Below are 15,226 nucleotides of genomic sequence, written 5' to 3'. Positions count from 1 at the left end.
ATGCGGTCGGCCGGGATGCGGACGTTGTCGAGGTAGACCTCGCGGGTCGGGGAGCCCTTGATGCCGAGCTTCTTCTCCGGCGCGCCGAAGGAGACACCCTCGTCGCTCTTCTCCACCACGAACGCGGAGATGCCCTTGGAGCGCTTGTCGGGGTCGGTGACGGCCATCACCGTGTAGTACTCGGAGACGCCGGCGTTGGTGATCCACCGCTTCACACCGTTGAGGACCCAGGAGTCGCCGTCGCGCACCGCGCGGGTCTTCATCCCGGCCGCGTCCGAACCGGCGTCCGGCTCGGACAGGGCGTAGGAGAACATCGCGTCACCCTTGGCCAGCGGGCCGAGGTACTTCTTCTTCAGCTCCTCCGAGCCCGACAGGATCACCGGCAGCGAGCCGAGCTTGTTGACCGCCGGGATCAGCGAGGACGAACCGCACGCACGGGCCACCTCCTCGATCACGATCACCGTCGCCAGCGCGTCCGCACCCGCGCCGCCGTAGGACTCCGGCACGTGGACCGCGTGCAGATCGGCCGCGACCAGCGCGTCCAGCGCCTCCTGGGGGAACCGGCCCTCCTCGTCGACCGCCGCCGCGAACGGCGTGATCTTCGCCTCCGCCAGCGCACGGACCGTCTCCCGGAGCATGTCGTGCTCCTCGGACAGGCGATACAGGTCGAAATCGGTGGCTGTGTCGTTCTTTTCCCGCGCCACTGCTCACTCACTCCCACGTCTGTTAACTACCGTTAAGTAATCCAAAGGGTAGGGCGTGTCCGGGCCCCCGGCCAGGGCCCGACTATGCTCGGGCAGGCATTCCGCCCGACCTCACTGGAGTCCCGTATGGCCCTCAAGATCACCGTGATCGGCACCGGCTACCTCGGCGCCACGCACGCAGCGGCCATGGCGGAGCTCGGTTTCGAGGTGCTCGGCCTCGACGTCGTGCCCGAGAAGATCGAGCTGCTGGCCACCGGCCGCGTACCGATGTACGAGCCCGGCCTGGAGGAGCTGCTCTCCCGGCACGTCGCCGGGATCGAGGGATCGACGGGCCGGCTGCGCTTCACCACCTCCTGGGACGAGGTCGGCGCCTTCGGCGACGTGCACTTCGTCTGCGTGAACACCCCGCAGAAGCACGGCGAGTACGCGTGTGACATGAGCTACGTCGACGCCGCGTTCACGTCGCTGGCGGGCGTGGTGCGCGAGGGCGCGCTCGTCGTCGGCAAGTCGACCGTGCCGGTCGGCTCCGCCGAGAGGCTCGCGGAGCTGCTGCCGGAGGGCGTGGAGCTGGCCTGGAACCCGGAGTTCCTGCGCGAGGGCTTCGCGGTGAAGGACACGCTCCACCCGGACCGGGTGGTCGCCGGTGTGCGGAGCGAGCGGGCCGAGAAGGTGCTGCGTGAGGTGTACGCCACGCCGATCGCCGAGGGCACGCCCTTCGTCGTGACCGACTTCCCGACGGCCGAGCTGGTGAAGACCGCCGCCAACTCCTTCCTCGCGACCAAGATCTCCTTCATCAACGCGATGGCCGAGGTCTGCGAGGCCGCGGGCGGCGACGTCGCCAAGCTGGCCGAGGCGATCGGCTACGACGAGCGGATCGGCTCCAAGTTCCTGCGCGCCGGGATCGGCTTCGGCGGCGGCTGTCTGCCGAAGGACATCCGCGCGTTCATGGCGCGGGCGGGCGAGCTGGGCGCGGACCAGGCGCTGACCTTCCTGCGCGAGATCGACTCCATCAACATGCGCCGGCGCGGCCAGATGGTCGAGATGGCGCGGGACGCGGTCGGCGGCGGGTCGTTCCTCGGCAAGCGGGTCGCGGTGCTCGGCGCCACGTTCAAGCCGGACTCGGACGACGTACGGGACTCGCCGGCGCTGAACGTGGCCGGGCAGATCCACCTCCAGGGCGGACAGGTCACGGTCTACGACCCGAAGGGCATGGAGAACGCCCGCCGGCTCTTCCCGACGCTGGGGTACGCGCGGTCGGCCCTGGAGGCGGTGCGCGGGGCGGACGTCGTGCTGCACCTGACGGAGTGGCGCGAGTTCCGCGACGACCTGGACCCGGCGGAGCTGGCCGCGGCGGCCGGCTCGCGGGTGATCCTGGACGGCCGCAACGCGCTGGACGCCACGCGGTGGCGCGAGGCGGGCTGGACGTACCGCGCGATGGGACGTCCGCGGGCGTAGCGAAGCGCGCCGCGAAGGGCCCCGCCTCCCCGATGGGAGCGGGGCCCTTTTCCGTACCCGGGCGGGGCGGGGCCCTTCCTGTACGCGCGCGGGGCGGGGCCTTTCCTGTACGCGCGCGGGGCGGGGCCTTTCCTGTACGCGCGCCTGCACGGGTCCGTCGTCGGGCCGACCCGGGCCGCCTGCCCGGTCCGTCGTCAGGCCGACCCGGGCGCCCGCCCGGTCCGTCGTCAGGCCGCTCGGCGCGGGCCGGACGTGCGGGCGAGGAACTCCGCCTCCCGGAGGGTCCGGGTGACGTTGTCGTGGGCGAGGGCGACCAGGTCCGGCGCGGGCCAGCCGCGGCGCAGCAGCTCGGCGAAGAGGGGCGCGTAGCCGGCCGCCGGGTCCGTGGTGTGGGACAGTCCCGCACAGCGCGGGCCCGCCAGGGCGCGGACGCGGTCGAGGGCGTCGGCGGTCGCCGGCAGATCCTCGGTCACCGGGAGCATGCAGACGCCGCCGTTCTCGCCGAACAGGCCGAGGACCTCGTCCGTCAGCTCCTCCGGGTCCGCGCGCGTGGCCAGGACCGGGGCCCTGGTGAGCGCCAGGGTGCGGCGGACCGTCTCCGGGTCGGCCCCGGAGAGGTCCACGACGAGCCCCAGGCGGTTCATCTCCCGTACGGCCTCCCGGGCGAAGCCGTCGAACCGGGGGAGGTTCACGGCCCGTACCCCGAGCGCGTGGTACGCCCGCACGGCGGCGATCGAGCCGGCCAGGGCCGACCAGCTCACGGGCCCCAGGAGCGCGGCGACCCGGCCGCAGTTGACGGCGTGGCCCATCTCGGCGGTGCTGTGCGCGAGGCGCAGCTCCTCGGGGTAGGCGGCGACGAGCGCACGGATCCCGTCGATGCGGCGCAGCGTCCCGACGACGTCCTCGTCGGGTTCGGCCCGGAGGGACCAGAACTGCGCCCCGGCCTCCGCCGCCCGCACCGGCGCGAGGTCCTCGGGGTCGAACACCCGGGGTGGGATCGTGTGCCCCTCGACGACGGGCTGCGCGGCGAGCAGTGCCTGCGCACGGGTCAACTCGTCGAGGGGCAGCTGTTGTTCGGGGGCGTCGAGATCACCGGACGCGGCACCGGCGTGCTCGACGGAGAAGGGATGATGATCTTCCAGATCTGCCATGGCGTAACAACTCCGAACGTACTGGGCAGTACCGCCCACCGTGGCACGAAACCCCTCGTGAGGGGCGGTGGAGTAGGCCGTTCAGGGGACGGCGCCCGCCTCGCGGCTCCGTCCGGGTACGGCCGTGGCCCGCCGCCGGTTCGGTTCGGCGACGGGCCACGCGGGAAGCGACGATCCGTCAGGAGGCGGAGGTGTCCAGGGAGTCGATCGTCGCGTTCGACGGTCCGCGGCGGGTGCGCAGGTCGCGGGAGACCGCCTCGGCGTCGCGCAGGGCGCGGACCGCGTTGGACCACGTCAGCTTCGCGAGGTCGGCGTGGGACCAGCCGCGGTGGAGGAGCTCGGCGATCAGGTTCGGGTAGCCCGCGACGTCGTCGAGGCCGGCCGGGGTGAACGCCGTGCCGTCGTAGTCGCCGCCGATGCCGATGTGGTCGATGCCGGCCACCTCACGCATGTGGTCGAGGTGGTCCGCCACCGTCGCCGCCGTGGCGATCGGGCGCGGGTGCTCGGCCTCGAAGGCCCGGTGGAGCTTCATCGCCCCGGCGGTGGTGTCGAGGTGGTGGAAGCCGTGTGCCCGCAGGTTGTCGTCCGCGCGGGCCGTCCACTCCACGGCGGCGGGCAGGATGAACTTCGGTACGAACGTGGCCATCGCGACCCCGCCGTTCCCCGGCAGCCGCTCCAGGACGTCGTCCGGGATGTTCCGCGGGTGGTCGCAGATCGCGAGCGCCGAGGAGTGCGAGAAGATCACCGGCGCGACGGAGGTGTCCAGGGCGTCCCGCATCGTCGTCGCGGCGACGTGCGAGAGGTCGACGAGCACGCCGGTGCGGTTCATCTCGCGGACGACCTCGTGGCCGAAGGGCGAGAGTCCGCCGACGCCCGGCTCGTCGGTCGCCGAGTCCGCCCACGCGGTGTTGTCGTTGTGGGTGAGCGTCATGTAGCGCACGCCCAGGGTGTGCAGCGCGCGCAGGGTGGCGAGGGAGTCGTTGATGGAGTGGCCGCCCTCGGCGCCCTTGAGGGAGGCGATACGGCCCTGCTTCCGCGCCGCCTCCATGTCGTCCGCCGTCAGGGCGGGGGCCAGCTCGCCCGCGTACCGCTCGAGGAGCTGGTCGACGACGTCGATCTGTTCCAGGGTGGCGCTGACCGCGTCGTCCCCGGTCAGCTCGGTGGAGACGTACACCGACCAGAACTGCGCGCCGACGCCGCCGGCCCGCAGCCGGGCGAGGTCGGTGTGGAGCGCCCCGGTCTGGTCGGCCGCGATGTCGAGCCGGTCCAGGTCGTACCCGGCCTGCTTGCGCAGCGCCCAGGGCAGGTCGTTGTGTCCGTCGACGACGGGGGCGGAGGCCAGCAGCTCAACGGCCTCCGCCAGCCGGCCGGCCGCGCTCGCCGGGGCGCTCACTTGGCGAAGCCGAACGACTCCGAGCCCTCGACCTTGGCCCGCAGCCGCTTGCCCTTCTCGGTCGCCTGGTCGTTCAGCTCCTGCTGGAACTCCCGCATCCGGCCGAGCAGTTCGGCGTCGTGCGCGGCGAGGATCCGGGCCGCGAGCAGACCGGCGTTGCGCGCCCCGCCGACGGAGACCGTGGCCACCGGCACACCGGCGGGCATCTGCACGATCGACAGGAGCGAGTCCATGCCGTCGAGGTACTTCAGCGGGACCGGCACACCGATGACCGGGAGCGGGGTCACGGAGGCGAGCATGCCCGGCAGATGGGCGGCGCCGCCGGCGCCCGCGATGATCGCCTTCAGGCCGCGGTCGGCCGCCTCCTCGCCGTACGCGATCATCTCGCGCGGCATCCGGTGCGCGGAGACGACGTCGACCTCGTACGGGATCTCGAACTCGTCCAGGGCCTGGGCCGCGGCCTCCATGACGGGCCAGTCGGAGTCGGATCCCATGACGATGCCTACGACAGGGCTCACAGGGCTCATTCGGTGATCGTTCCTCGCAGGTAGCCGGCGGCGTGACGGGCGCGCTCCAGCACGTCGTCCAGGTCGTCGCCGTAGGTGTTGACGTGGCCCACCTTGCGCCCGGGCTTCACGTCCTTGCCATACATGTGGATCTTGAGCTGCGGGTCCCGGGCCATGCAGTGCAGATAGGCGTAGTACATGTCCGGGTAGTCCCCGCCCAGGACGTTGCACATGACCGTCCACGGGGCGCGCGGGCGCGGATCGCCCAGCGGGAGGTCGAGGACGGCGCGGACGTGGTTGGCGAACTGCGAGGTGATCGCACCGTCCTGGGTCCAGTGACCGGAGTTGTGCGGACGCATGGCGAGCTCGTTGACCAGGATCCGGCCGTCGCGCGTCTCGAACAGCTCCACGGCGAGGTGCCCGACGACGTCGAGCTCCTTGGCGATCCGCAGCGCGAGCTCCTGTGCCTGGCCCGCCAGCTCGGCGGACAGGTTCGGCGCGGGCGCGATCACGGTGTCGCAGACGCCGTCGACCTGCTGGGACTCGACGACCGGGTAGGCGACGGCCTGGCCGTGCGGGGAGCGGACGATGTTCGCGGCGAGCTCGCGCGTGAAGTCGACCTTCTCCTCGGCGAGGACCCGGACGCCCGCACGGAACGGATCGCGGGCGTCCTCTTCCGTACGGACGAACCAGACGCCCTTGCCGTCGTAGCCGCCGCTGACCGTCTTGAGGATGATCGGGAACCCGCCCACCTCGGCCGCGAAGGCGGCCGCGTCCGCCGGATCGGCGACGATCCGGTGGCGGGGGCTCGGCGCGCCGATCTCGTCGAGCTTCGCGCGCATCACCCCCTTGTCCTGGGCGTGCACCAGCGCGGCGCGGCCCGGGCGGACGACGACGCCGTCCTCCTCCAGGGCGCGCAGATGTTCGGCGGGGACGTGTTCGTGATCGAACGTGATCACGTCACAGCCGCGCGCGAAGTCACGCAGCGTAGCCAGGTCGCGATAGTCGCCGAGGACGACCTCGCTCACCACCTGGGCCGCCGAATCCTGCGGGGTGTCACTGAGCAGCTTGAACTTGATGCCGAGGGGGATGCCCGCCTCGTGGGTCATACGGGCGAGCTGACCGCCACCGACCATGCCGACTACCGGGAACGTCACCCTCTTAGGGTATCCGCACGACGAGCGGAGCCCGCCCCGCCTGTGGTTTACGACAGCGCAACGGGATTTTCCGAGGTTTGCAATCTCCTCGGGCGGGTCACAGGTGGGCTGGTTAGCATGGCTTGGTTGACGAAACCGAACGGACGGGGCTGAGCAATCACCATGAGTGAACGAAGCGCACTGCGTGTGCGGCTTGACCGGCTCACACGTGAGTTCGCCAAGTTCGGCGCGGTCGGTGGTGTCGGCCTTCTGGTGGACCTGGGGGTCTTCAACCTCGTCCGCCAGGTGACGGAGCTTCCCGTCGTCCGGGCGAGTGTCATCGCCACGGTCGTGGCGATCGGCTTCAACTATCTGGGCTTCCGGTACTTCACCTACCGGGACCGCGACAAGAGCAGCCGCACGAAGGAGCTGACGCTCTTCCTGCTCTTCAGCGTCGCGGGTCTGGTGATCCAGAACGGCATCCTCTACGCGGCGACGTACGGCTTCGGCTGGGACAGCCCGCTGCAGAGCAACTTCTTCAAGTTCTTCGGCATCGGCGTCGCGACGCTGTTCCGCTTCTGGTCGTACCGCACATGGGTCTTCCGGACACTGCCGGCCCGGGAGGCCGTGCAGACCGCCGAATCGTTCCTGGAGCAGGCGCCCAGGCAGTCCACGAGGAAGCAGCCCGACCGCGTGCTCTGACAGCGGCGCACGCTCTCGGGGCGGAGGCGAACTCTCGGGGCGGGCGTCGACCGCCTGCGCCGACGGGCCGCGCTACCGGACGGGGCGTTCCCGCGCCTCGTCCCCACGGCTCCTCACCTCGCGGCTCAGGAAGAGCGCGAAGACCGGCGGATGCTGCTGGAGGAGTTCGAGCCGCCCGCCGTCCGCCTCCGCGAGGTCCCGGGCGACGGCGAGGCCGATGCCGGTGGAGCTGCGGCCGCTGACGGCCCGCTCGAAGATCCGCGCGCCGAGGTCGGCGGGGACGCCGGGGCCCTCGTCGGTGACCTCGATCACGGACTGGTTGCCGGTGACCCGGGTCCGCAGGGCGACGGTTCCGCCGCCGTGCATGAGCGAGTTCTCGATCAGCGCGGCGAGGACCTGGGCCACGGCGCCCGGGGTGCCGACCGCGCGCATGCCCTGCTTGCCGGAGTGGACGATGGCGCGGCCCGCGCTGCGGTAGGCGGGGCGCCACTCCTCGATCTGCTGCTTGATGACCTCGTCGAGGTCGAAGGCGAGGGCGGAGCCGGTGCGGGGGTCGCGGGAGTTCGTCAGGAGCCGCTCGACGACGTCGGTGAGCCGCTCGACCTGGGTGAGCGCGATCGTCGCCTCCTCCTTGACCGTGGGCAGGTCGTCGGCGACGGCGACCTCCTCCAGGCGCATGGAGAGCGCCGTCAGGGGCGTACGGAGCTGGTGCGAGGCGTCGGCGGCGAGCCGGCGCTCGGCGGTGAGCATCCGGGCGATGCGCTCCGCGGAGGCGTCAAGGACGTCGGCGACACGGTCGAGCTCCGGAACCCCGTACCGCTTGTGGCGCGGGCGGGGATCGCCGGACCCGAGGCGCTCGGCGGTCTCGGCGAGGTCCGTGAGCGGGGACGTGAGCTTGTTCGCCTGCCGTACGGCGAGGAGGACGGCGGCCACGACGGCGAGCAGCGCCACGGCTCCGATGATCAGCAGCGTGCGGGCGACCTCGCTGGTGATCGTGGAGCGGGACTCCTCGACGGTCACGGTCTCGCCGCGCTCACCCTCGGCGCTCCCCCGGATGACATCGCCCTCGGGGCGGGTGCCGATCTCGATGGGGGCGCGGCCGGGGATGTCGATCAGGGCGTACCGCTTCGCGCCGCTCTGCTCGGCGAGGATGTCGGGGTTGACGGGCTCCCCGCCGAAGAGCCGGCTGTCGACGATGGAGACGAGCCGCAGGGCCTCGGAGTCCACGCTCTCCTGGGCGCTGGAGGAGATCGTGCGCGTCTCGACGAGGACGAGGGAGACCCCGAAGACGCCGATGACGACGAGCACGACGGCGAGGGTGGAGTTGATCAGACGACGACGCACGGGGCCCTCCGGGGGCGGGGCGGGGCACGAGGGGCTTCCCCGAGCGTACGGGGACGCGCCTCCCCGCTCGGACCACGCCGCGGGCGGGGCTAGCCGCTTCGGGGCCGGCCGCGGGCGGGGCTAGCTCTTCTCGAAGCGGAAGCCGACGCCGCGGACGGTCGCGATGTAGCGGGGGTTCGCCGCGTCGTCGCCGAGCTTCTTGCGGAGCCAGGAGATGTGCATGTCCAGGGTCTTCGTCGAGGACCACCACGTGGTGTCCCAGACCTCCCGCATCAGCTGGTCGCGGGTGACCACCCGGCCGGCGTCGCGGACGAGGACCCGCAGGAGGTCGAACTCCTTCGCCGTGAGCTGGAGCTCCTCGTCGCCCATCCAGGCGCGGTGCGACTCGACGTCGATCCGGACGCCGTGCGTCGCCGGGGCGACCGCCGGCTCCGTGGCACCGCGCCGGAGCAGGGCCCGGACGCGGGCGAGGAGTTCGGCGAGGCGGAACGGCTTCGTCACGTAGTCGTCGGCGCCCGCGTCGAGCCCGACCACCGTGTCGACCTCGTCCGCGCGGGCCGTCAGGACCAGGATCGGAACCGTGTGCCCCTCGGAGCGCAGCCGCCGGGCGACCTCCAGGCCGTCCATGCCGGGCAGCCCCAGATCCAGCACCACGAGGTCGACGCCGCCCTGGAGTCCGGCGTCGAGCGCGGTCGGTCCGTCCTCCCGCACCTCGACCTCGTATCCCTCTCTGCGCAGGGCGCGAGCCAGCGGCTCCGAGATGGATGCGTCGTCCTCGGCGAGCAGTACACGGGTCATGGAGTGATGGTAGTCCGCACGGTGGACGCCCCGGGGCATGATCCACAGGGTGACGGGGCAGCCTGCGGATCAAGGTGGGTAACCTGCACATGACCTTCGAATGACGCCCGCCGGTTCCTTCGTCACCTGTGATCCATCTCTCAAGTCCTTCCATATCCGGCACTGTCGTGTCGTATGGTGGCGAGGCATCAGTTGCGGTAATCGGGGACCTTTGGCTCGCTTCGTGCGACAAGGGTCCTCTTTCTGCGTGAGGTCGGTTCCGCCAACCTCGATGACAGCGAACGACCTGTGGGCCGGGTTCCGTGGCGCGATACGGCGTCGCGGGGCGTGGATCCCGGTGGAGTGCGACCACTCCAGCCGGTGCCGGCCTCCCCCACCGGGCGCACCACGCTCACAAGGCGCGCGTCCCGACAGAGCAAGGATCGACATGGCGTCCAGCCTGACGACGGCTTCAACCGGAACCACCGGTTCCGAGAAGACGTTCTTCGGCCACCCCCGCGGCCTGGCCACCCTCTTCATGACCGAGATGTGGGAGCGCTTCTCCTACTACGGCATGCGGGCACTTCTCGTTCTGTACCTGGTCTCCGGAGGCGCGGACGCCGCGACCGGCAGCCAGGGTGGCGGCCTCGCCATGACGGCGGCCACGGCGACGGCCATCTACTCGGTGTACGTCTCGATGGTCTACCTGATGGCCATGCCGGGCGGCTGGTTCGGCGACCGCGTCTGGGGCGCCCGCAAGACCGTCACCATCGCGGCCTTCGTGATCATGGCGGGCCACGCCTCGCTCGCGATACCCGGCCAGGCGATGTTCTTCGTCGGTCTGGCGCTGGTCGCCGCGGGCTCCGGTCTGCTCAAGGCCAACATCTCGACGATGGTCGGCCACCTCTACGACGGCCCGGACGACCCGCGCCGTGACGGTGGCTTCACGCTCTTCTACGTCGGCATCAACCTCGGCGCCTTCGTCGCGCCGTTCGTGGTCGGCACCGTCGGCGAGAAGGTCAACTGGCACCTCGGCTTCGCGCTCGCCGCGCTCGGCATGGGTCTGGGCCTGATCCAGTTCCTCGTCGGCACGAAGAGCCTGAGCCCGAAGAGCAACATCGTCCCGAACCCGCTCACCCCGGCCGAGCGCAAGGGCATCCTGGTCAAGGTCTCCCTGGTCCTCGTCCTCGCCGCCGCCTTCTACGGCGTCGTCGTGGCCCTGGGCATGTACACCCTGAACTGGGCCCTGGTCCCGATCACCCTCGCCGGTCTGATCATCCCGATCGCCGTCCTGGTGCGCATCAAGCGCGACAAGGACCTCGACAGGACCGAGCAGTCGAAGATGACCGGCTACATCTGGTTCTTCGTCGCCGCCGCCGTCTTCTGGATGATCTACGACCAGGGTGGCTCGACGCTGTCGCTCTTCGCGGACGACAAGACCGCCGGCACCGTCTTCGGCTTCGGCTTCCCCGCCACCTGGTACCAGTCGCTGAACCCGCTGTTCGTCATGGCGCTGGCCCCGGTCTTCGCCTGGCTGTGGCTGTGGCTGGCCCGCAAGAACCAGGAGCCGAACACCATCGTGAAGTTCGCGATGGGTCTGGTCCTCGTCGGCGCGTCCTTCTTCGTCTTCGTCGTCCCGATGAACATGGCCGGCGGCGGCGACAAGGTCTCCCCGATGTGGCTCGTCTCGATCTACATGATCCAGACCATCGGTGAGCTGTGCCTCTCCCCGGTCGGCCTCTCCGTCACGACGAAGATGGCGCCGCAGAAGTACGCCTCCCAGATGATGGGTGTCTGGTTCCTCGCCGTCACCGCCGGTGACTGCACCACCGGTCTGCTCTCGCTGGCCGGTGTGGATCTCAACGGCACAGGGATCATCGCGATGGAGGCGAGTCTGGCGGTCGTCGCCGGCATCGCGATCTACATGTACCGCAAGAAGGTCCAGGGACTCATGGGATCCGTCCACTGACGCCTCGCGCCGTACGCGCACGGAGGGCCGCCGCACCGCATCGGTGCGGCGGCCCTCCGCCGTTTCCGCCGTTCCGCCGTGGCGTCAGCGCCTCAGCCGTGCCCACGGGGTGAAGGTGAACACCGCGCCGCCCAGCAGGATCACCGTGCCGGCGACCAGGGCGAGGGCGCGCAGCGCACCGTCGTCCTCGGCGCCCGTCTCGGCGAGCCCGCCGCCCGAGCCGCCGTTGCCGGAGCCGCCGCCGGCCGCCGCGTCACCGCCGCCCGCCGCCCCGCCGTCCTGCTTGGTGGTGTCGAGCTCCAGCGATGCCTGGACGGAACCCTTGACCTGACAGGGGATCACGATCGGCGAACCGCCGAGCGAGACGTTGATGGTCAGGGTGCCGGGGCTGAGCGTGGACTTGCCGCTCGCGCCGGGCTTGTACGTGCCCTTCATGTCCGGCAGGTCGACCGGCTTGCCCTGCTCCAGCGGGGCGGAGTTCGCCGGACCCTCGACCTTGACCGTGCCGCTGTCGGCGCCGCCGATCTTGACCGCCATGGACGGCTTGAGGGCGCCCGCGGGAAGGGGCGCCGGGCTGTCCATGACGCCCTTGGCGGTCTTGACCGTGAGGTCGTAGGAGCCGCCGTTCTTCTTGGCGTTGATCGTCACCTTGGACGTGATGTTCGCCGGGCCCGGCGACTGGCAGGCGAACTGGACCGAGACCTCCTTGCCGGTGAAGTCGGTCTGGCCGCCGCCGCCACCGGACGTGCTCCCGCCGGAGGCGGTCCCGCCGGAGGCCGTCGTACCGCCGCTCGTCGTCGTACCCCCGCTCGTCGTCGTACCGCCGCTCGTCGTCGTACCGCCCGACGTCGAGCCCCCGCCCTCCGACACCTTGATCTTCGCCCCGACCGCCACCGTCTCCTTCGGCGAGCACTTCGTGTCCGTCGACATCGGCTTCGAGACGTTGATCGTGTACTTGTCCGGCGTGAGCGTGATCTCGCCCGCCTTCTCCAGCTTCAGCTTCCCCTTCATCTCCGGCAGCACCATGGGGCTGTTCTTCGGGATGGGCGGGTTCTGCCGCGGTCCCTCCATGTTCAGCGTGCCGGTCGCCGCGCCGCCCACCTTGACGACGCCGGTCGGCTTCACCGTGTCCTTCTCCAGGTCGAGGATGTCGGGGTTCTTCGACGCCGCCTCGACCGTCTTCCAGACGACCTCCACCTCGTCGCCGACCTTCGCCTCGGCGGGCGCGGTGATCTGCACCTTCGTGGTGCCCTGCACCGGCGGGAGGCCGGAGATGGACGGCGGAATGCACTCGGTCTTGTACGCGACCTCGGCTGCCTGAGCGGGGCTGGCGGCCAGCATGATCCCCGCGCCGCCGAGCATCAGCGCGACTCCCGCCGCGCTCATCCTCCGTTGCGTGCTCACTGATGTCCCTTCGTCGTCGGGCTGTGCTCTGACGGTGCGGACGGTGCGGAGTCCGGGGTGAACCACGGCAGGACCGCGGTCGTCGTGGTTTCGGCCCGCTCGGGGGCGGGCCCGTGGTGGTGCGTACGTACGAGAGCACGGCGGCGACGGTGTCCGGAGCGGGCCCCGGCGGAGGCGCCCGGGCGGGCCCGGTCCACCACCGCCATGCCGGCCCGGAAGAGCGCGGCCGGGACGACCACGGCGAGGAGCAGCCAGAAGAGCGTCACGCCCCAGGGCCGGCCGACCCCCCACGGCTGGTCGACCAGGACCTTGCTGGCGTACCTCACCGACACCTCGTAGTCGCCGTGCGCGCCCGCCGACAGCTCGACGGGCAGCTTGATCTGGGCCTTCCTGCCGGGCTCGATCGTGCCGCGCCACTGCCGTTCCTCGTACCGGGGCGAGAAGACGCCGTGCCGCGTGCCGACCTGGAACACCGGATCCTTGACCGGCGTCTGACCGAGGTTGCCGACGGTGAAGACCACCTCGCGGCGGGCGGGCGCGCCGAACCAGACGAGGACGCCGCTGGAGCCTTCGAGGCGTACGGAGGCGAGCACGGCCAGCCTGCCGACGCCGGAGGCCTCGGGCAGCGGGGCGGTCGGATGGCCGGCGACGGTGAACGCCACGTCCACGACGTCCTGCTGCCCGGTGACCCCGGCGACGTGCACGACACAGGGGCACGGCTTCGGCGGCTCGGCGACCGGCATCTTCTGGCTGAAGGCGCCCTTGGCGTCGACGGTGGCGGCCCGGCCGAGGGTGTTGGCACAGGAGTTGGTGCCGCCGATGACCCCCTTGCCCGGCTCGCCCTGACCGCAGATCAGCAGCATGAGCAGCGCGCCCGGCTTCCACCCGGCGCCGCTGACGGTGATCTCGCCGCCCTTGCCGCCCTCGGACTGCGACAGCGCCACGGTCGGCCCCGGAGCGGCCGCCCGGGCGGGGGCGGCCGGCAGGAGGGAGAGCGCGAGCGCGGCGAGGACCAGTCCCACGCCCGCCACCGCACGAAGGCTCCGGGCCGCCGTCCGTCCCGTACCGCTCGTCCTCATCGGTCCGCTCCTGCCGTCACGTCGACCAACTGGGCTTGTTCCACAGGGAGTCCGGGCCGCTCGGACACGGCCCGGGCGCGGCGCCCCCGGGCCGCGAGCGCCGCCGCCGCAGCAGCGACCAGGACACCCGCGCCGGCGGCGAGTGCACCCCCGGAGACGAACACGCGCTCGGCGCCGGCTTCCGCCGCCGGTGCGCCGGGGGCCGTCGCGCGGACGCGAATCGTGACCGAGTCGAGGGCGGGCGGGTCGGACCAGGCTTCGGTGCGGGTGAGGCGTTCGCCGGGGCGGAGGGTGAGCCCGAGGGGCCGGGCCGGGCGGTCGAGCACCGTCCCGAACGCGCCGTCGGCACGCAGCGACAGACGTGGCGCGAGGACCGTGCTGCCCCGGTTGACCAGGGTGTAGTGCACGGTCCCCGAGCCGTCGAGCCGTACCTCCTCGACCGTGAGCGCCGCGAGGCTCGGCCCGCTGACCCGCAGATGCACCGGCACCCGCACCTCGCGTCCGCCCGCTGCCGCCGTCACCGAGCCCCGGTGGTCGCCGAGGGCGGTGTCCGCCGTGACGGTGACGGCGAACGGCACGTCCGCCCGCGTCCGCGCCGGGACCGTCACCGTTCGCGCGGCGAAGGCGAGCGGGGCGCCCTGCCCGCCGAGCCGTACGGTGAGCGGTCGCGCGCCCGGGTTGCTCACGGACAGCGTGTCCTGGAGGACGCTGCCCGCCGCGCCTTCGAGGTAGACGTACGGCCGCCCCGCCGCGGCCTGCGCCGTCCACTGCGGCGGCGCGGGCGGGGGCGCCGCCGCCACCACCCCGAGCAGCGCGGCGACGGCGGTGAGGGACCCGGCCCACGCCCCGCGCATCAGCGCGCCGTGCGCCGCGTGAGCCAGAGCACGCCGGCCGCGCCGGTCAGGAGCACCGTGCCGCCGAGGGTGCCGAGCGCCGTGGCGGAGTCGAGCGGGCCGGTCTTCGGCAGCTCGCCCCCGCTCGTGGACTGCGCACCCCCGGAGCCGGAGCCGGTGTCCGGGGAACCTCCGGGCGCCGTGACGTCCAGTTCGAGCGACGGCGCGGGGTTGTTCTTCGGGGTGCAGACGGCCGCGTCCATACCGAGCGCGTGGACGGTGAGCAGCCCGGCCGTGAAGGTGACCTTGCCGCTCTTCTTCGGTGTGTACGTGCCCGTCAGCTGACCGATCTTGATGGGGGTGTTGGGCGGGATGGCCGCCGTGTTCGGCGTCCCCTTGACCTTGAGCGTCCCCTCGTCGGCGCCGCCGAGCTTCAGCTCGGCGCGCGGCGTCATGACCCCTTTGGGCAGCTCGATCGGGCTGTCCGAGACGCCCTTCTCGAAGGACATGGTGATCGTGTACGAGGAGCCGTTCTTGACGGCCTTGATGTCGACGGGTGAGACCGCGCCCTTGGGCCCGATCTTCGTCTCGCACGCGTAGTTCACGTCGACGACGGCGGCCTGTGCGGCGGGGGCCGAGGCCAGGACCGCCGAGCCCGCCACGGCCGCTGCCAGCGTGAACGCTGCTCTCCTCCGGTACGGCACGATCCAAGCACCCCTCACCGCGAAGTTACTGACGGCTTATCAGATTGCGCGTCAAGGTACGCCTGGGGC

At 71.6% G+C, this 15,226-nt stretch carries 14 protein-coding genes; 3 read left to right on the top strand and 11 right to left on the bottom strand.

Annotation, left to right across the window (positions count from 1 at the left end):
- Positions 1 to 638 (bottom strand): acyl-CoA dehydrogenase family protein (locus ACFVGW_RS19915; RefSeq protein WP_385852902.1); only part of this gene is annotated, 638 nt, incomplete at its 3' end.
- Positions 639 to 830: 192 nt separating this feature from the next.
- Between ACFVGW_RS19915 and ACFVGW_RS19910 the strand changes: the two genes are divergently transcribed.
- Entirely contained in the window at positions 831 to 2,159 is a 1,329-nt protein-coding gene (locus ACFVGW_RS19910) for a UDP-glucose dehydrogenase family protein (RefSeq protein ID WP_383229149.1), read from the top strand.
- A 227-nt stretch (positions 2,160 to 2,386) separates the two neighbouring features.
- Here ACFVGW_RS19910 and ACFVGW_RS19905 read toward each other — a convergent pair whose 3' ends face one another.
- The 4 genes from ACFVGW_RS19905 to ACFVGW_RS19890 form a co-directional block, all read right to left on the bottom strand.
- Positions 2,387 to 3,310: a membrane dipeptidase gene (locus ACFVGW_RS19905; protein WP_385852901.1), complete on the bottom strand. Its 924-nt coding sequence runs from the start codon at positions 3,308 to 3,310 to the stop codon at positions 2,387 to 2,389.
- Positions 3,311 to 3,488: 178 nt separating this feature from the next.
- Entirely contained in the window at positions 3,489 to 4,703 is a 1,215-nt protein-coding gene (locus tag ACFVGW_RS19900; RefSeq protein ID WP_385852900.1) for a dipeptidase, read from the bottom strand.
- Positions 4,700 to 5,230: a 5-(carboxyamino)imidazole ribonucleotide mutase gene (purE, locus tag ACFVGW_RS19895; RefSeq protein ID WP_352191981.1), complete on the bottom strand. Its 531-nt coding sequence runs from the start codon at positions 5,228 to 5,230 to the stop codon at positions 4,700 to 4,702. Before purE ends, ACFVGW_RS19900 begins: the two co-directional genes overlap by 4 nt.
- On the bottom strand, positions 5,227 to 6,366 hold the full coding sequence (locus tag ACFVGW_RS19890) for a 5-(carboxyamino)imidazole ribonucleotide synthase (protein WP_352191980.1): 1,140 nt from the start codon (positions 6,364 to 6,366) through the stop codon (positions 5,227 to 5,229). The genes purE and ACFVGW_RS19890 overlap by 4 nt, the downstream gene beginning before the upstream one ends.
- A 162-nt stretch (positions 6,367 to 6,528) precedes the next feature.
- Between ACFVGW_RS19890 and ACFVGW_RS19885 the strand changes: the two genes are divergently transcribed.
- A complete protein-coding gene (locus ACFVGW_RS19885) occupies positions 6,529 to 7,047 on the top strand; it encodes a GtrA family protein (protein WP_385852899.1) in 519 nt (172 codons plus the stop codon).
- Positions 7,048 to 7,119: 72 nt separating this feature from the next.
- Here the strand turns inward: ACFVGW_RS19885 and ACFVGW_RS19880 are convergent, their stop codons facing one another.
- Both ACFVGW_RS19880 and ACFVGW_RS19875 read right to left on the bottom strand, forming a co-directional pair.
- Positions 7,120 to 8,391 (bottom strand): ATP-binding protein, encoded by a 1,272-nt coding sequence (locus ACFVGW_RS19880; protein ID WP_352191978.1) that lies wholly within the window; start codon positions 8,389 to 8,391, stop codon positions 7,120 to 7,122.
- 120 nt (positions 8,392 to 8,511) lie between these two features.
- A complete protein-coding gene (locus tag ACFVGW_RS19875; RefSeq protein WP_189602000.1) occupies positions 8,512 to 9,189 on the bottom strand; it encodes a response regulator transcription factor in 678 nt (225 codons plus the stop codon).
- 427 nt (positions 9,190 to 9,616) lie between these two features.
- On the opposite strand from ACFVGW_RS19875, the gene ACFVGW_RS19870 reads away from it, so the two are divergent.
- Positions 9,617 to 11,137, top strand: a complete 1,521-nt coding sequence (locus ACFVGW_RS19870; protein ID WP_385852898.1) for a peptide MFS transporter — start codon at positions 9,617 to 9,619, stop codon at positions 11,135 to 11,137.
- An 84-nt stretch (positions 11,138 to 11,221) separates the two neighbouring features.
- Here ACFVGW_RS19870 and ACFVGW_RS19865 read toward each other — a convergent pair whose 3' ends face one another.
- Genes ACFVGW_RS19865 through ACFVGW_RS19850 form a run of 4 tightly spaced genes read right to left on the bottom strand, consistent with a single transcriptional unit; the run spans position 11,222 to position 15,157 of the window.
- Positions 11,222 to 12,523, bottom strand: coding sequence for a hypothetical protein (locus ACFVGW_RS19865; RefSeq protein WP_385852897.1), 1,302 nt, complete (start codon positions 12,521 to 12,523; stop codon positions 11,222 to 11,224).
- A 14-nt stretch (positions 12,524 to 12,537) separates the two neighbouring features.
- Positions 12,538 to 13,620, bottom strand: a complete 1,083-nt coding sequence (locus tag ACFVGW_RS19860; protein ID WP_385852896.1) for a hypothetical protein — start codon at positions 13,618 to 13,620, stop codon at positions 12,538 to 12,540.
- Positions 13,617 to 14,474 carry a hypothetical protein gene (locus ACFVGW_RS19855; protein WP_385852895.1) on the bottom strand — a complete coding sequence of 286 codons (858 nt, stop codon included), beginning with the start codon at positions 14,472 to 14,474 and terminating at the stop codon, positions 13,617 to 13,619. Before ACFVGW_RS19855 ends, ACFVGW_RS19860 begins: the two co-directional genes overlap by 4 nt.
- Positions 14,474 to 15,157 carry a peptidase gene (locus ACFVGW_RS19850; RefSeq protein WP_385852894.1) on the bottom strand — a complete coding sequence of 228 codons (684 nt, stop codon included), beginning with the start codon at positions 15,155 to 15,157 and terminating at the stop codon, positions 14,474 to 14,476. Before ACFVGW_RS19850 ends, ACFVGW_RS19855 begins: the two co-directional genes overlap by 1 nt.
- Positions 15,158 to 15,226 lie beyond the last annotated feature (69 nt).

The organism is Streptomyces sp. NPDC127129 (genome assembly GCF_042671585.1).
Classification (GTDB): Bacteria; Actinomycetota; Actinomycetes; order Streptomycetales; family Streptomycetaceae; genus Streptomyces.
This window is presented reverse-complemented; position numbering and strand designations above follow the sequence as displayed.